This window comes from Paenibacillus sp. NPDC058367 (genome assembly GCF_042723305.1).
Classification (GTDB): domain Bacteria; phylum Bacillota; class Bacilli; order Paenibacillales; family Paenibacillaceae; genus Paenibacillus_AQ.
The window spans coordinates 72,182-90,078 of record NZ_JBHXIZ010000010.1 but is presented as its reverse complement, the minus strand read 5'-3'; the positions used below and the strand labels follow the sequence as shown (position 1 = coordinate 90,078).

General features: G+C 47.1%; 12 protein-coding genes. 5 read left to right on the top strand and 7 right to left on the bottom strand.

Annotation, left to right across the window (positions count from 1 at the left end; all coding sequences use genetic code 11):
• Window positions 1-90: 90 nt before the first annotated feature.
• From deoD to ACFWMP_RS30160, 5 genes are all read right to left on the bottom strand, one after another.
• On the bottom strand, window positions 91-804 hold the full coding sequence (gene deoD / locus ACFWMP_RS30180) for a purine-nucleoside phosphorylase (RefSeq protein WP_379426044.1): 714 nt from the start codon (window positions 802-804) through the stop codon (window positions 91-93).
• 241 nt (window positions 805-1,045) lie between these two features.
• The gene (guaA, locus tag ACFWMP_RS30175) at window positions 1,046-2,584 is read right to left on the bottom strand and encodes a glutamine-hydrolyzing GMP synthase (protein WP_042184695.1); all 1,539 of its coding nucleotides are present in this window, start codon (window positions 2,582-2,584) and stop codon (window positions 1,046-1,048) included.
• Window positions 2,585-2,744: 160 nt separating this feature from the next.
• Window positions 2,745-5,129: a DUF4129 domain-containing transglutaminase family protein gene (locus tag ACFWMP_RS30170; protein ID WP_379426015.1), complete on the bottom strand. Its 2,385-nt coding sequence runs from the start codon at window positions 5,127-5,129 to the stop codon at window positions 2,745-2,747.
• On the bottom strand, window positions 5,098-6,513 hold the full coding sequence (locus ACFWMP_RS30165; RefSeq protein ID WP_379426013.1) for a DUF58 domain-containing protein: 1,416 nt from the start codon (window positions 6,511-6,513) through the stop codon (window positions 5,098-5,100). Before ACFWMP_RS30165 ends, ACFWMP_RS30170 begins: the two co-directional genes overlap by 32 nt.
• 58 nt (window positions 6,514-6,571) lie before the next feature.
• Window positions 6,572-7,984 carry a polysaccharide deacetylase family protein gene (locus tag ACFWMP_RS30160; RefSeq protein WP_379426011.1) on the bottom strand — a complete coding sequence of 471 codons (1,413 nt, stop codon included), beginning with the start codon at window positions 7,982-7,984 and terminating at the stop codon, window positions 6,572-6,574.
• Between the two features lie 107 nt (window positions 7,985-8,091).
• Here ACFWMP_RS30160 and ACFWMP_RS30155 point away from each other — a divergent pair, with 107 nt between their 5' ends.
• From ACFWMP_RS30155 to ACFWMP_RS30145, 3 genes are all read left to right on the top strand, one after another.
• Window positions 8,092-8,760: a DedA family protein gene (locus tag ACFWMP_RS30155; RefSeq protein ID WP_076285863.1), complete on the top strand. Its 669-nt coding sequence runs from the start codon at window positions 8,092-8,094 to the stop codon at window positions 8,758-8,760.
• A 183-nt stretch (window positions 8,761-8,943) separates the two neighbouring features.
• Entirely contained in the window at window positions 8,944-9,894 is a 951-nt protein-coding gene (locus ACFWMP_RS30150; protein WP_042184686.1) for a helix-turn-helix transcriptional regulator, read from the top strand.
• Window positions 9,895-9,985: 91 nt separating this feature from the next.
• Window positions 9,986-10,297, top strand: coding sequence for a zinc ribbon domain-containing protein (locus tag ACFWMP_RS30145; RefSeq protein WP_231573377.1), 312 nt, complete (start codon window positions 9,986-9,988; stop codon window positions 10,295-10,297).
• Between the two features lie 81 nt (window positions 10,298-10,378).
• Here the strand turns inward: ACFWMP_RS30145 and ACFWMP_RS30140 are convergent, their stop codons facing one another.
• A complete protein-coding gene (locus ACFWMP_RS30140; protein WP_379426008.1) occupies window positions 10,379-14,662 on the bottom strand; it encodes an acyl-CoA dehydratase activase-related protein in 4,284 nt (1,427 codons plus the stop codon).
• 123 nt (window positions 14,663-14,785) lie between these two features.
• Complete coding sequence (gene bcp / locus ACFWMP_RS30135) at window positions 14,786-15,253, bottom strand: thioredoxin-dependent thiol peroxidase (RefSeq protein WP_042184684.1); 468 nt, start codon at window positions 15,251-15,253, stop codon at window positions 14,786-14,788.
• Between the two features lie 105 nt (window positions 15,254-15,358).
• Between bcp and ACFWMP_RS30130 the strand changes: the two genes are divergently transcribed.
• Both ACFWMP_RS30130 and ACFWMP_RS30125 read left to right on the top strand, forming a co-directional pair.
• On the top strand, window positions 15,359-16,411 hold the full coding sequence (locus ACFWMP_RS30130) for an LCP family protein (protein ID WP_076301084.1): 1,053 nt from the start codon (window positions 15,359-15,361) through the stop codon (window positions 16,409-16,411).
• Window positions 16,412-16,533: 122 nt separating this feature from the next.
• Window positions 16,534-17,850, top strand: coding sequence for a glutamate-1-semialdehyde 2,1-aminomutase (locus tag ACFWMP_RS30125; RefSeq protein ID WP_339244643.1), 1,317 nt, complete (start codon window positions 16,534-16,536; stop codon window positions 17,848-17,850).
• Window positions 17,851-17,897 lie beyond the last annotated feature (47 nt).

The following is a 17,897-nucleotide window of genomic DNA, read 5'->3' as shown; positions in this document are numbered from 1 at the left end:
ACCGGAACGACTTTACATAATAGGCTTGCAATATCTCATGCTGTATAAACTTTATATCGTTTACATTAGTTTCACATAGAAGGAAAGCATTTATGCTAACTCTAATGCGATCTCCATCATTTTAGTAAATGCAGTTTGGCGTTCCTCCGAAGTGGTCTGTGCTCCTGTAATAAGATGATCACTCACTGTTAGAATGCACAGCGCTTTTACACGTGCTTGGATAGCGTTCCAATAGAGGGCTACAGATTCCATTTCAACACCCAAAATCCCTACATCCTGCCACTTTTTATTAGCTGCCTGATCCGCATTATAAAATATTTCACTGGATAAAATATTACCAATATGAACCTTTTGTCCTTTATCATCTGCTATTTTCTTAGCTTTCTCCAAAAGCTCAAAAGAAGCCGTTAGTGGATATTGTCCAGGTAAATTATATTGATGACCATAATTGGAATCCGTTGCAGCTCCCATACCAAAAATTACATCGTATAGCTCAATGTTTTCTTGCATTGCACCACAGGTACCAATTCTGATTAAATTCTTAACTCCAAATACATTGATTAATTCCCAAGAATAAATTCCCATACTCGCTGGACCCATTCCCGTACCCATAACAGAGATTTTCTTCCCTTTGTAAGTACCGGTATATCCTAACATTCCTCTTACCTCGTTAAAGCACTGGTAATCTTCTAAAAAAGTTTCCGCAATGAACTTAGCTCTTAAAGGATCACCAGGCAACAGAATCGATTCAGCGATCTCTACCCCGTTCGGTTTAATATGAGGTGTCTCTTTGGAAATAGTCATCATTTTGATTGGCCCCTTTAGTAGAAAATGTACTTGTTTATCTTGTCTATTTTTTAGACAAGTACAATTTATCATAACTTTTCGAGGGTTGCAAGCCCTTTCAACAAAACGTGTTCATGAAAGATTTGTGAAAACGGCGTCTCCAGCACAACCCTTTACTTGAGAAATAAAAAACTCTCTTTTATTTGCTAAATAACACAAATAAAAGAGAGTTTTTTTGAAATCTATAGTTGCACCGATCCTATTCCCACTCGATTGTTGCTGGTGGTTTCGAAGTAATGTCATACACTACGCGGTTTACGTTCTCAACTTCGTTGACGATACGTACGGAGATTTTCTCAAGGATATCCCATGGGATACGCGCCCAGTCAGCCGTCATGCCGTCGATGGAAGTTACTGCGCGCACACCTACTGTGTAGGAATAAGTACGGGCATCCCCCATAACACCAACACTCTTCATGTTAGGCAGGGCAGTGAAGTATTGCCAAATTTCACGGTCTAATCCCGCTTTAGCAATTTCCTCTTGCAGAATGTAGTCAGAGTCGCGAACGATAGTAAGCTTGTCCTCTGTTACTTCACCTAAGACACGGATAGCAAGACCTGGACCAGGGAAAGGTTGACGCCAAACGATAGCACGTGGCATTCCCAGCTCTTCACCCAGTTTTCGAACCTCATCCTTAAACAAGGTATTTAGTGGCTCGATCAAGCTGAATTTCATGTCTTCCGGCAAACCGCCCACATTGTGGTGAGATTTAATCGTTTGTGCCGTAGCTGTTCCGCTCTCAACGATATCCGTATACAGTGTACCTTGTGCAAGGAATGCGAAATCTCCGAGCTTAGCCGACTCTTCGTCGAAGCAGTAGATAAACTCGTTACCGATGATTTTACGTTTTTGTTCAGGATCTTCAACACCTGCAAGCTTGCTCATGAAGCGCTCGCGTGCATCGATTTTCACGACATGAATATCGAATTTACCTACGAAGGTCTCCATAACACTTTCAGCTTCACCTTTACGCAAAAGACCGTGATCAATAAACATACAAGTTAATTGGTCACCGATTGCACGGTGAATAAGCATTGCAACTACGGAAGAATCTACGCCACCGCTAAGTGCGCAGAGTACTTTTTTGTCTCCAACTTGGTTACGAATATCTTGAATAGCTTCATCAATAAACGATTCCATCGTCCATTTGCCGTCGCAACCGCAAATTTGATACAAGAAGTTCGAGATCATCTCATTACCATGTACAGAGTGACGTACTTCTGGGTGGAATTGAACCGCGAACAATTTACGCTCATCATTGCTCATTGCCGCGATTGGAGCACTTTCAGTTCCTGCCTCCAGCTTGAATCCTGTTGGAAGTTCAACTACATGGTCACCGTGGCTCATCCATACCGTCTGACGGCTCTCTAGCCCAGCAACGAGTGCAGTACCTTCTTCAAAATCAATATCGGCTTTACCATATTCACGTTTAGCGGAGCGTTCCACTTTACCGTCAAGTTGGTGAGCCATTAGCTGCATACCATAGCAAATACCGAAGATCGGTACTCCTAAATCATAGATCGCTGGATCTACATGTGGAGCATCTTCAGCATATACACTGCTAGGGCCACCAGAGAAGACAATCCCTTTAGGTGCAAGTGCTTTGATCTTGTCTACCGGCGTATTGTACGGCAAAAGTTCGCTGTATACTCCCAGGTCCCGAATTCTGCGCGCGATAAGTTGGTTGTATTGTCCCCCAAAATCGAGAACGACGATAATTTCATTTGGCTTATTCATTACGAGCCTCCCTTGATTATTGGATTCATTATACTCATGGTTAATTCTCATCGTCAAGGAAAGGAGAACACACTTCTCATAATAGGAGAGAGTTAAACTTCATGAAGAACATTCCTTTCCATGGAAGGAATTGTATAGCAGCATCAGCTGTTCTGACCGATTAAGTTAACCGGAAGGTGATGATCAGGCATTCGCGCATAAACGCGGACGCATCATGAGTAGTAAGCTCGCTGATCTCTGCAGGTGATGCTGGCGCCGCAGACATTGCAGGGATTGCAGATATCATCGACCTTGCTGACATTCTAGACGTTGCAGGCATTTCGTTCGCGCGATCGGCCGCGACGAAGGCTGAAGGCGCGGGCGCGTACGCCAGGGTCTCCCATTGGCGTACGAACTGCCGGACGGCTTCGCTTAGTCCGGCATCGTAGATCTGCAGGGAGTCCACATACTCCCTGCCAGTGACACCGGGCGGCGGCGGTCCATACCGCTCCGCCAGCCCGTGCCAAGCTAGAGAGGCAGCGCGCAGCTGCCTCTCGCGGCTCATGCTGCTGGCGCTGCGCGTTGCCAGCAGCAGAGCCAGGCTACGCCGCCAGCGCCAAGCGGCGGCGGGAAGCAGCGCCGCGGCAGCGAGCGGCGCGGCAGAGGTCCCGCCCGCCAGCGGCAGGGCGGGCAGGCCCGCGTTTCGCGCAGCTTGCGGCGCGAGCGAGGCTGCCGCAGGCAGCGCCGGCGCAGCGAAGCCGGCGGCAAGGGCGGGGCCAGGCGTTGGGTCGAATGGGACCCAACCGGCGCCGGCGAAAAAGACCTCCACCCAAGCATGGGCATCGCCCTGGGTGACTAAATACTTCGCCGGCACAGTATCGTCCTGCAAGGTCCCAGGCCCAAAGCCTTGGACATAACGAGCAGGAATTCCTGCACTGCGCAGCAGTACGGTCATAGCTGTTGCAAAATGAACACAGTAGCCTTGTTTTGTCTCAAATAAAAAGTGATCCACAAAATCAGATCCGGATGGTGGAACCGTTGTGTTCAACGTATAGGAATATCCATGTTGTAAGTAATCCTTAATGGCAGTTACGGAGTCATAGCGGTTACCTGAAGAAGCTGTAAGCATCTCCGCCAGATCTCTCACTCGTACGGGTAACAAATCTGGCAATTGCAAATACTTGCCCATAATTTCCTGGGGATCGTTACTGCTTAAACCACGAAGCAGTACTGGATCGCTCTCAGGAAGTAAGGACTCCACTGAATATTCTGTGATCCGTGCAGAGCCTATTGAATCAGGCAGACGAAAACTCTCTCTGTCTATGTTAGACAGCACATATCCCAATTTACTTCCGCCCAAGAGTTCAACCGACTCAACATCGGTTATTATTCCCGCATTGAATAAAGGAATTCCCCCGGAAGAAGGGGTGGCAAATTGTATTCGCTGTTGAAGTGTTCGTTTCCTAGTTTCACCGCTTAGCATCAATGAAGAATTCTTTGGAATACCGGACAGATTAAGCGGCATAAACTCTTCGCCCCCCCTGATCCATCGGCGGCCATCATAGTAAGCAATGCTCTCACCTCGCCAGTAAGTACGCTCGCTAGTTATAGCTGTAAAGACTGGTTCAGTATTGCGGGATAACGGGGCACCGAGTTCACCGTCATTCGAACTATACCCTGTTGTTCCAGAAGCATTAGACGCCTTATCATCTGGCAAATGGCCTGAAGCCCAAGTCTGCAGCTTCTGAAATGTCGATTGCAGCGTAAGCTCGCTGGTTGGTCTTGCCCCGAGCAGCTGCCCACCGAACCATGCTGTTGCCATCACGACAATGGCTGTCGCCAAAGTCAACCCTCCCCAACGCGCATAAGGCAGTGTAGTAACTCCCTCACGTTCTTGAAGACGCAGGAGACCACTCATCGCGTGCATCCAAAAAATAAGACCCATGGATATCACAATATCCATTGTGGTATTGACGTCAAAGCCCATATCCAAGATCAGCAAGTAAATGATTGTAACTGCCGTGAATAGCACTGTACTCCCTCGGAAGAGTGCAAGCTGCTGTACTGAGGATACCAATAGCCCCCAACCTACAATCAGTATCAAAAGCCTGCTGATCTCGCTTAACTGAGAAACATGTCCAGAAAGAAGCAGAATAAGATCATTCGGAATTTCGTCCGCATAAATCCCTAACCACCCTATGCCTTCGCCCCCACTGCATAAGTAAATCCATGCTGAAACAGTAATAAGAAATTGAATACTTAGCAGTAGCCACCCCGGAATCTGAAATATCCCCCATAACAGCAACACTGCCGCCAATACCATTAGAACTTGTAGCATCTTGGAGGTATCTTCTAATAAAGCAGACCTATATAAAGGGAGTAACCATTCAATAAATAGCCCCATAATGGCCAAAGAGAACAGCAAACGATAGTACAGAGGTACCTTTCTCTGCTTACCGGCATGTCTGTTCTCTATTTGCCCCAAATTGAACTGAAAGCCATTCATAGCCAGTTCTGTATCACCCGATTTCCCCTTACCGTAGTGTTGGTTTTCCGGATGATTCATGGAACTCTACCTCCCTGAATCTGAATGCTGGCAATGCATCATCCAGACAAAACATTCGTGCTCCAAGACGAGCCAAACTATCTCCGACAGTTCCCTTTCCAGGCTGGCGAGCCTCCCCTGGCTTCGGTGCTGATTGGTCCCAAGCATAATAAAGCTCCACCTTCACTCCTTGCATCAAGAACTTGGCAATCACCTTGGCAGATTCCTCTTCTAGCCGTCCCGTGATAATAGCTACTGTCATCCCCGGAATCCAGCCTCGGGAGGCATCATCAAGCAGCAGCGACAGGTTTCTAGTGCCATCCAGGGAAATTTCAGTCAGAATATCCAGCACTCTCCCTGGGATTTTACCCAGACCTTCATGTCTAGCCATACCTTCTGGCCAACCGCCGCTAAACAACTGAACATAAGCACCTGAACGCTCAGCGGAGAGCATCAGCCCCATCGCTGTCGACACCGCTTTCTCAAATGCTGGAGGCGAATCGTCTCGGCTCCCACGAGGTTTAAGCGCATCTGTAGGAACCTCGTAGTTGAGCGGGTCATTAGCCAATACGATACAGGTCATTCTTGCCTTTTCCCGTTCTGGAACTTTGCTCTGCAGCGCTCCCGTTCTTGCACTATTCTTCCAATGAATTCGGCTAAGTGGATCTCCTGGCTCATAATCCCTGGATTCCAAAGCCTCATCGCTGATGCTTCTTCCCCGTCTAGAATACAAGGTGTCACCCGTCATAAATCCGCTATCTGGTACAGTTCCACCAAAGTATAAAGGCGCTGGCAGCACCTTAAAACTCTGTCCTCCATCCGGTTCAGATCTTCCCGTGAACCAACCCGGAAAATCTCCCCAAGTTACTCTACAGCCCAGCAGATGATGATTGCCGCGAGATAAATTTTCAATCGTATATGTGTATGAAAAAGAACGTTTGAATCCAGGAAATAGCAGCTTCTGATGATGGCTATCACCCCAATAATCGGCAATGGTCATCCAAGGGAGAGGCAACCGAGAAGAGAAGCTCAGCTGTACCTTCACATGAAGTGTATTACCAGCCATCGGTCTCGCAGGAGTAATTGTACGAACTAGCTTAATCGTCCGTGGACCAGAGAGCTGAAGCATAAGTCCACCGAGCATAATAACTCCAACAACGATCAGGAGAAACAGCAAAGACGGACCTCCTCGCCAAACATATAAAGCACCTATAATTCCAGCCACAGTTAGCATCCTTAACCATTCCATCAGAGCACTTCGGCTACGCGGATAAGAGAAGCTTTTGACACTTCCGGCATCTTTCTTCAATTGATCAATTAGTGATGAAGAGGACAATGGGACACCCATCCTTTGGTCATAGACTTGTTCCCAGCTCAGGAACTTATTACTATCTATTCTTCCCATGAAAAAGGGTGCCCAGACATTTGTTTTTTCTTTTTACTAGACAGCCTCAGCTCTTCTTTCAGAATGTTTTTACCCGGCGTTCTACTTCAGTAACGCTTATATTAAGCGGAGGATGACCTGTTGTCTCCAGCAGTTCTCGTAGCGATACCCAGATCGATCCACCAATCATTTCTACCCTCGCATCGATTGTCTTTTGACCCTTATCAGGATGGTTTAGAATCAATTGTTTGTTCATTACATCGGCAATGACCGCTTTCCCGTTCCAATCTATTTCTCCACTTCGGCTATTCACATCCCAGCTAACTCGCCCTCCAAGCCGTTCAATTACAGCACGAAGCGGAACCATATACTGTCCATTTCGCACGGAATATTCCCCGGGATTCAGCTTCGTCTCCAGCTTTCCTACCTCCAGAATCAATGGCTTTCCAGGCGCAAAGAGCTCCGCATTCGGTGTGATATTTGAGGCGACCCAAGCTTCTGAAGGCTTTTTCCGCCCCAAATTAGTGGCTTTTGCAGAGACTCTAAATTGTACAGGTTCTACCGTTTCATCCAATAGGCCAAAGTCATATCCAGCCGCCTTATAGCGTGCAATAATGTCCGGCAGCGCTTTGACGCTCTCTTGATGACCGCCACCATCATGTAGCAGCAAAATAACCTGGGAAGACTTCATATCTATTGTGGATTCCTTCAAAATTTCTGAGGCTGGCACGCCTTTCCGTTTAGAATCGCCGCTATCCACCGTCCAATCCATCACCTTATAACCTGCTTGCTTCAATAAATTGAAATAGGTATTATCAAAATGATCATAGGTTCCACCTGGGGCGCGGATAAGCTGTGGCCGAACCCCTGTAATCCCCTGAACAATCTCTTCAGTCTGTTTAATTTGATTCCAAAATTCCGTGAATCCACTATATAAATCATGGTAATTATGATTATAGGTATGATTGCCAATCGCATGGCCCTGTTCCCATATGGAGTCGATGAGCTCAGGATGGCTTTTCGCTTGATTACCAAGAACAAAAAAGGTTGCCTTCACACCTTCCTGATGTAAAATTTCAAGTACATTGAAGGTGTTATCGCTAGGTCCGTCGTCAAATGTAATATAGACTGTTTTTTTAGATTTTTTGGCTGCTGTGATTGCAGAACTCTTTGTCGAAACCTTGGATATTTTCTCTACCCCATTAGCTTGAGGGAGTTGATTCACAGTAAGGGCCGCACTTGAAGAGGAGTGAACTTCCGGAGATGCAGAAGCGAGGGGTTCTACTGCAGATGGCAAATCTTGCATCGTCGCTGCGGTAAGCTTATTCTTAACAGATACAGACTCCGCGCTAGCGGGCTGCAAGGATCGGAGCTCCCATGAATTCAAGTTTTTCCCTATACTCCATCCGAGCATTACGATGAATATTACAACCATAACGAGCAATCCGCTTATCAACTTTCGGCGGCTGTGTGCGCTTTTATTACCCTTCATCTTCTCTACCTCCAGCATTCTATTGGCTTAAAAGCCATTTGGTAGATTGTATGAAGACAAGCTGTAAAATAGAATAAGGCAACTGCCTCTTGGAGAGTGACAATCTTATGGAAATGCTGAGTTTTATACAAGAATTATTCACTAAATATGGATATAGCGTATTATTCTTTGGATTACTTCTCGAGTTCGTTGCCCTGCCCTTTCCCGGAGAGACCACTATGGCGTTTGCCGGTTTCCTTTCCTATACTGGGAGACTTGATTTCTTTACGCTAATTGTAGTTGCTTTTGCAGGCACCACTGCTGGGATGACCCTCACCTATTTTGTCGGATTAAAAGCCGGTATGCCCTTTATCCAGCGATATGGAAAATGGTTTCTATTCTCACCTACTAAGCTAGAAAAAACACAGAAATGGTTTGAGAAATACGGAAGCTTTCTAATTTTTATCGGTTATTTCATTCCAGGGGTACGGCACTTTACAGGTTATTTTGCTGGTATTATCGCGCTTCCCTTCCGTAAATTCGCCCTATATGCTTATAGTGGAGCCGTATTCTGGGTAGTGCTGTTTCTTAGCATCGGAAAGGTGTTTGGTCCACAGTGGATGGGCATCTTCCATTTGTTCGAGTCCTATGCGCTTTGGATTATTTCTGGTGGTGCAGTAATAGCAGCTCTTGTGATCATTTACCGTTATCGCAAAAACATTGGTGCCCGCCTCTTCCCTGGCAAAGCTGCCACTCGGATTCAGGCCCAGATTAAAAAACCTTCCAAGGAGCGGTGAATTCACCGCTCTTTTTACTACGTATCAATGCATACCCTGCCAACAGTATAGCAATTACAGAAAACCCTGCTCCCCCAGCAAAACCCAGCGCCCGAGGCTCCATCCATGCTTTATTTTCAAGAATTTGCTAAGATGTAGTACATCATTACATAACGAAATTATCCGAAAAGGAGGGCTCTATTTTTGAAAATTGATCGATTGCTCTCTATCGTCATTCTACTAATGAACCGGCGTCTCATTCAGGCGAAGGAGCTCGCCGACATGTTCGAAGTGTCCGTGCGTACCATTTACCGTGATATTGAAAGTATTAATGGGGCTGGAATTCCTATCGTCACCTATCAGGGATCGGGTGGTGGTATCGGCCTTATGGAAGGCTACCGGTTAGACCGCAATGTATTGACCGACCGCGAGCTGGCTGATATTTTTTCCGCTCTGCAAAGCGTCTCCTCTTATGGAGGAACTGAACACACTCTGCTCATGGAGAAGATCAGTAGCGTAATCCCGCCCTCACAGACCGCCGCTTTCCGAAGCAAAACGACCCAGCTTATCATCGATTTCTCTCCTTGGGGTCTTCAGCCTATCCTAGAAGAGAAGATTGCAACTCTAAAAGAGGCGCTGGAAGAAAACAGAACTGTGGCCTTTGATTATGTCAATGCCGAGGGGCAGTCCAGTCAGCGTTCTGTCGAGCCCTATACTTTAGTCTTAAAAGGACAAGCATGGTACTTGTATGGTTACTGTCTGCAACGCCAGGATTTCAGATTATTCAAGCTGCATCGTATGAAAGGACTCGTTAAAGAAAAACGGGAGTTCATTAGAGAAGATAGGGACATGCATGAGCTGCCCTGGAGCACTGATTATCAGCGAGTGACTTCAACCTCAGTAGTGTCGCCAATCCTTCTGCACTTCACAGCTGAAGGCAGGCATCTAGCGGAAGATCGCTTTGACTCCACTGAGCTTCAACCGGACGGACATGGTGGATATAACGTGTCCATCCATTATCCCGAGGACGGATGGCTCTATGGTTTCTTGCTCAGCTTCGGAACGGCTTTAGAAGTGCTAGAGCCGGAACATATTCGTCAGAAGCTTGGAGAGTTAGCTCTTGGGGTTGCCAAAAAATATGCAACCTCGCTTTAAACCTGACGGTATGTCGTCAGATTCATAGTTCTATAATGTACTTAAAGCGAGTTCTCATAAGCTTCGCATACTTTTAAAAGGAGTGCTGTATATGAATCAAGAGCATGTAGGGCAAATGCAAGGCGAACCGAAATTTTGTCAAAGCTGTGGGATGCCTATGCCTACGGAAGATCTACTTGGAACGAACAAGGAAGGGCAAAAGATCGAGGATTATTGTGTATACTGCTACGAAGATGGAGCATTTAAACAGCCTGATATTACGCTGCAAGAAATGTCTGACATTTGTACAGGCTACTTGGTTCAAGAAGGAATGGATGAGGCTGTCGCCCGCAAATTACTCGCCGAACAGCTGCCTCATCTGAAACGGTGGAGAGGCGTAGCCAGCTCTCCTTCAACAAACTAATAATCAGCACAAAAAAGCGGACCAAGTGAATTCTTGGTCCGCTTTTTATAGGCACTTCTTCTATATGTTACCTTTTTAAGCTCAGGTCAAACTGTAGGAGCCTTCAAGTAGGGGCTGCTGCAGCGGTTTAAGTGATGGTTCTAAATCAGACACAGCATTCCCTTCATGACTGCTAGCAATCGACATCATCAGCTTGATTCGATTCGCTTGGTTAACTACACTAACTCCAGCATCATAATCAATGGCGACGATATTCGCACCTGGATACAACTCCTTAAGGCCCTTAATCATCCCACGCCCGGTAATATGATTGGGCAAGCAGGCGAACGGTTGAATACAAGCAATATTATTCACACCATTATCCAGCAGATCCATCATTTCTGCAGTCAGGAACCATCCCTCACCCATCTGATTTCCTACGGATACCAGTCGGCTGGCCTTCTCAGCAAGATCATAAATATTTTCCCGTCCTTTAGCCAGTCCAGCATCCTCAAGAGCTACCTTTATCGGCTTGCGATAAATCTCCAGATAGGAGATCAACATCGGATTAATATATCCTAGCCGTTTACTTTTACCGAATTGCTCGGCTTTGTAGATCGGATTATACACGCAATAAAAGATGAAATCTAAGAAGTCTGGCATTACCGCTTCTCCGCCCTCTGCCTCAATCATCTCGATGATGCGGTTGTTGGCGTCCGGATGAAATTTAATCAGGATCTCTCCAACAATGCCTACTCTTGGTTTAGTAGCACCTGTAACGGGCAGCTTACAAAAATCAGCTACAATTTCACGAATCAGACGTTTATATTCTCGGAACGAGAAGTTGACTAGGCTGACCTTACAGCGCTCCATCCCCTTACGGAATAAACGCTCAGCACTCTGTGGAACGACCTCATACGGCCTAAAATGATTTAGCAACCGCATCATTAGATCACCATAGCAAGCCGCAGCGATCAGCCGATTTGCCAGCTTAAGACTGATTCGGAAGCCTGGCTGGTTCTCCATTCCAGAAGCATTCAGCGAAATCACAGGAATCTGTTCGAGATCTGAATCCTTTAAGGCTTTGCGGAGCAAAGAAATATAATTCGTCGCCCGGCAGCCACCGCCCGTCTGTGACATGATTACAGCGGTACGATTCGGATCATAGTCCCCGCTCTTCAGTGCCGACAGAATCTGCCCTATCGTTACAATAGCGGGATAACATGCATCATTGTTAACGTATCTAAGGCCCTCTTCCGTCTCTTCAGGTCCAGTGGTTTCAAGGATCTTGAGACGGTATCCCGCATCGCGGAAGACCTGTTCAAACAATTCAAAATGAATGGGCGACATCTGTGGCGCAAGGATCGTGTACGTTTCTTTCATTTCCTTCGTGAATGCTACATTAGCCTGTATTTTAGGCGGCTTCTGTGGCAGCACCTTTCCTTTTTCCCGTTCGCGCATCGCTGCCAGCAGTGAACGCAGCCGAATGCGCGCAGCGCCAAGGTTGCTAATCTCATCGATTTTGATCAGCGTATATACTTTGTTATGCCTTTCCATAATGTCTTGTACGGCATCACAGGTGATCGCATCAATCCCACAACCGAAGGAAGTCAATTGAACAAGCTCCAGGTCGGTTCGGACTGCGGCAAGGCGGGCTGCGCGGTACATTCGGGCATGATAGGTCCACTGATTAACTACCGCCACATCCCCTTCACTTCGGTCCAGATGGCAGACAGAATCTTCTGTCAGCACGGCGAGTCCCATACCGGTAATCATATCTGCAATGCCGTGATTAATTTCAGGATCCGCATGATAAGGGTGACCACAGAGAAGTATTCCCTTGTTCCCAGTGCTGGCAAGATACGCAAGCGTCTCTTCACCTTTGGTGCGCACATCACTTTTGGCGCGATCAGCTTCAGCAAGTCCTGCCTGCACAGCATTCGCAATCTCTTCTCTCGGAATCCCTGTAAATGTCTTCACGAGTCCCTTAGTCAGCGCAGATCTATCGTCAAAGGTCAGAAACGGGCTGACCAGCGTGATTCCATTATCCTTTAGCCCATCCATATTGTTGCGAATGACCTCAGGGTAAGAGGCGACCACCGGACAATTGAAATGATTATCCGCTGCTTCATCTTCCTTCTTCTCATACACTACGGCAGGATAAAAAATAAAATCGACGCCTTTACCGATCAAGCTCTGCACATGTCCGTGCGCCATCTTTGCAGGATAGCAGATCGATTCTGAAGGAATCGTATCCATCCCACTTTCGTAAAGCTTCTTGCTTGATTTAGGAGAGAGAATTACCCGGTAGCCAAGTTTGGTGAAAAAAGTGTGCCAGAACGGGTAATTCTCGAACATATTCATCGTACGTGGAATACCGACAGTGCCCCGTGCTGCACCTGCCTCAGGTAATGCTTCATAGTCAAAGAAACGTTCATACTTATACTGCATCAAATTTGGCAGTACATTCTTCTCTTTCCTGCCTCCTGCACCACGCTCGCAGCGATTGCCTGTAACGTAGAAGCTCTTGTCCGGGAACCGACTGATCGTTAACGCACAGTTATTTCCACAGCGGCCACAGCGACCTGAAGATACCTCGTACTTAAAGTTGGCTATTTCCTCCGGTCCAAGCAGTGTACTTTTTCCGTCAGCCCCTGCTTGCTCACGGGCAATCAGTGCACAACCGTACGCTCCCATAACGCCAGCAATATCCGGTCTGACTACCGTTCTCCCCGTTAGGCGCTCAAAGGCCCGCAATACGGCTTCGTTATAGAAGGTGCCGCCCTGAACAATAATATTCCGCCCTAAATCCTCAGGGTTGCGAATTTTAATTACTTTTTGCAGAGCATTCTTAATTACGGAATAGGCAAGACCTGCCGAAAGATCAGCCAGCGACGCACCTTCCTTCTGAACCTGCTTCACTTTAGAATTCATGAATACCGTACAGCGGGAACCCAAATTAACAGGTTTGACCGCTTCCAGCGCTGACTTGGCAAACTCCTCGATACCTAATCCGAGCGCAGAAGCAAAGCTCTCCAGAAAAGAGCCGCAGCCTGCCGAACAGGCTTCATTGAGCATTAGACTGTCGATAGCACCGCCGCGGATCTTGATGCACTTCATGTCCTGTCCGCCGATATCCAGAATAAAGTCTACCTCCGGCATGAACTTAGATGCGGCCTTGTAATGAGCAACCGTCTCCACTTCACCGCCGTCCGTCCATAAAGCGGCTTTGATTAACCCCTCTCCATAACCTGTTACATAAGAACCTGCAATATAACAGCCTTCCGGTAGAACCCGATACATTTCCTTCAGTGCCTCACTGACAGAATACAAGGGATTCCCCTTGTTGCTGCCATAAAAGGTATGTAGAATTTCGTCAGCAGAGCCGGTCAATACGAGTTTGGTTGTTGTTGACCCTGCATCGATCCCCAGATAACAAGGGCCACGATACACAGCCAGGTCTGATCTGGCAGCAGAAGCTTTACCATGGCGCTGACGGAACGCAGCAAGCTCTTCGGGGTTCTCAAACAGCGGTGGTAATTCAGCATCCGCTGCCCGATCCGCTGTAAAATCCACAGCCGCTATTCGCGCGATCCAGCCTGAAAGCGGCAAAATAGTAGGATCCGCTTCAGAGAGTGCTGATCCAATCGCTACGAAATACTGCGACCGCTCGGGGAAAAGAATATCTGACTCCGCAAGTTCAAGCGTCTCCGCAAAACGCTGACGCAGGGCTGGCAGGAAGGTTAGCGGTCCGCCAAGGAAAGCCACCCGTCCGCGAATTGGACGTCCGCAAGCGAGACCGCTGATCGTCTGATTAACAATACTCTGAAAGATTGAAGCCGCCACATCCTCCCGGCGGGCCCCCTCGTTTAATAGCGGCTGCACATCGCTTTTGGCGAATACACCGCAGCGTGAAGCGATAGGATAGATTCGCTCATGCTTCTCTGCCAATGCGTTTAAGCCCGCTGGGTCGGTCTGTAGCAGCGATGCCATTTGATCAATAAATGCTCCCGTTCCTCCCGCGCAAGCCGTATTCATACGCTGCTCAATGCCGCCTCGGAGATAGATGATCTTGGCGTCCTCACCACCCAGTTCAATCGCCGTATCGCATTCTGGAATCAGCTCGCCAATCGCCTTTGTACAGGCGATCACCTCCTGAACGAACGGTACGCCTCCCAGTTTGGATAAAGATAAGCCTGAGGAACCGCTTACAGTAAGGGCTGCGCCTCTCTCAGGAAATCTGCTCTGTACATCAGATAGAAGAGAGAGGGCTGCTTTTTTTATATCGCTATAATGTCTTACATAGTCCTGATAAACAATAGTGTTACGCTCTATAACAACCACTTTCGCAGTAGTTGATCCGATATCAAGGCCAATACGCAGCATTATCACTACACCACCTCGTCTTGCTCCAAATTTGAAGCAATTATGAGGAAACTATATCATGACAATACCTTATGAAAGCTGTTAAAAATGTAACAGACTTTTACAAAAAGTTATTAACAAACTTTATGATTTGGAAATCCCTGCTATGGCAGATGCTACATGACCTTTCACTCGTACTTTCCGCCATTCTTCCACTAAGATCCCCTGTTCATCGATCAGAAAAGTAGAGCGTACAATGCCCATGAATTCTCTACCATAGAGCTTCTTAAGCTGCCATACACCGAACATTTCACTGACCTTATGATCCTCATCAGACAACAGTGGAAAGGGTAGACTGTTCTTCTCCGTAAATCTCATATGCGAAGCTAAAGGATCTGGACTGATGCCTAAAACAACCGCACCAAGCGTAGTAATCTGATCATGGGCGTCCCGGAATTCGCAGGCCTCCTGCGTACAGGCTGGTGTCATATTTTTAGGATAAAAATATAAAATGACCTTTCGGCCCAGGTAATCACTTAAACTAACCTCTTGCCCGTTGGAAGACGGAAGAGTGAAATTCGGTACTTTTTGTCCAATAGCTACTACGTTCAAGTTATATCCACTCCTTCTTGATATTGGAGGATCGAGCATGAATTGCGCGTATCCCCAAAAGAAATTATAATGTAGAGAATGTGAATGCGAAAGGAAGAACGAGAAATGCCACCTAGAAAGAAAAGGCACGCAAAGACTGGTAAGTCAAAAAAGAAACCGCTGCTTTGGACACTGGCCATTATACTCCTCCTTATTATCGGTGGAGCCATTTACTACTTTACATCCATCTACACTGAGCTTGGCAGCATGTCGAACACCGAGAATTCACCATTTAAGAATGCTGAAACTGTTGATGTCGACACGCCAGAACCTCCAAAATGGGAAGGTACAGAGCCTGTTAATATACTGCTAATGGGCGTAGATGCCCGCGGTGTCAAGAAGGGAGAAATTCCTCGTTCTGATACAATGCTCGTAGCCTCACTTGATCCCGTGAAGAAGAAAATCAGCGTATTCTCAATTCTTAGAGACACTTACGTTCCGATTCCAGATCACGGCGAAAAACGTATTAATTCAGCTATCATTTATGGACCTAACACGGCGATGCAGACTGTAAGCGATCTGCTCGGCATCCCGATTCAATATTATGTCTACACGGACTTCCAAGGATTCATCAAGCTAGTAGATGCCGTTGGTGGTGTAGATTATGAAGTCGAGAAAGATATGGTGTACAAGACCATTGCAGATGGTCCCGAGTATGACATTGATCTTAAAAAAGGATATCAGCATCTCGACGGTAATAAAGCTCTGCAATATGTACGTTTTCGACATGACGCTACCTCCGACTTCACTCGGACCGAGCGCCAGCGTGCTTTTCTCAAGGTTGTGGCTGACAAGCTGATCAAGACCACATCCATAATCAAGCTACCGAATATCCTGTCTCAAGTTACGCCTTATATCGAAACTAATCTGACAGTAAATGATATGTGGAAGCTTGCAACCGTTGGGTACGATAGTACCATGGGCGGTAGTGAGCAAATTCCGCCAATGGATCTGCTCAAAGAGGAAACTACAAGTGACGGATCGCAGGTTATAGGCATTCGCAGTGAGAAAAAATTAAAGGAATTTGTTCAGGATACCTTAAATGGCCCTGAGCCAACGCCTACACCTTCAAGTTCACCAGAAACTACTTCAAATAGTAACACTAGCGGAACCCAATAAAGATCTGACAAGCAACGTTCACAAGTAGACACTACAGGCAATGGTATAATACGGGCGGACAGCGGAAACACCGTTGTTCGCCCGTTGCCATGAGCACCAACAATCGAAAGGATGATCACATTATGAATCGTTCCACATCTGAGCAACTTTATCACGAAGCCCTTCAACATATCGTTGGAGGTGTAAATAGCCCTTCCCGCTCTTTTAAAGCCGTTGGAGGCGGAGCACCTGTATTTATGAAACGTGCCAGCGGATCTCACTTCTGGGATGTAGATGGCAATGAATATATCGACTATCTCCAAGCCTATGGACCGATCATTACCGGCCATGCTCACCCACATATAACGAAGGCAATTACCACTGCAGCTGAGAATGGTGTTCTTTACGGAACCCCAACAGAGCTCGAAATTAAGCTTGCTAAAATGCTTAAAGAAGCTATTCCGTCTATGGATAAAGTCCGGTTTGTCAATTCCGGCACAGAAGCGGTTATGACTACCATTCGTGTCGCTCGTGCTTATACAAAGCGCAGCAAAATCGTAAAATTCGCTGGCTGTTATCACGGCCACTCTGATCTAGTGCTCGTAGCAGCAGGATCCGGGCCTTCTACGCTTGGCATTCCAGATAGTGCCGGCGTTCCTAGCAGTATTGCACAGGAAGTAATCACTGTTCCTTTTAATGATCTGGAAAGCCTGCAAGAGGCACTAGAAAAATGGGGCGAAGATGTCGCCGCTGTAATGGTTGAACCGATCGTCGGTAATTTCGGTATGGTGATGCCGAAGCCGGGATTCCTCGAAGGGCTCTGCAAGCTGGCTCATGCTAACGGCTCACTTGTTATTTATGACGAAGTCATTACGGCCTTCCGCTTCCACTATGGTTCCACACAGACATATGCAGGACTGGATAACCATGAAGACATTACTCCTGACCTTACAGCACTCGGCAAAATCATCGGTGGCGGTCTACCGATCGGCGCGTACGGCGGACGTAAGCATGTGATGGAACAAGTAGCCCCACTAGGACCGGCATACCAAGCGGGAACAATGGCGGGAAATCCTGCTTCCATTTCCGCAGGGATCGCCTGTCTGGAAGTGCTGAGCGCAGAAGGCGTATATGATGAGATGGAACGGCTTGCGATCCGCCTTGTCGGCGGTCTTCAGGAATCCGCTGACCGTCATGGCATTCCACTGACGATCAACCGCATCCGTGGTTCATTCTCTACTCATTTCTGTAAGCATCCAGTTACGAATTACGATGAGGCACAGGATACAGATGGCGAATTGTTCGGTAGCTTCTTCCGTCACATGTTGAACCGAGGGATTAACCTCGCCCCTTCGAAATATGAAGCTTGGTTCCTAACGACAGCACATACCGATGCAGATATCGACGCTACGCTGATTGCAGCAGAAGATTCATTCCGCGCTATGGCGGCTGAGAAATAAGACGTTATTAACAGCCACTAAACATACTAAAACCTACCACCAAGCTT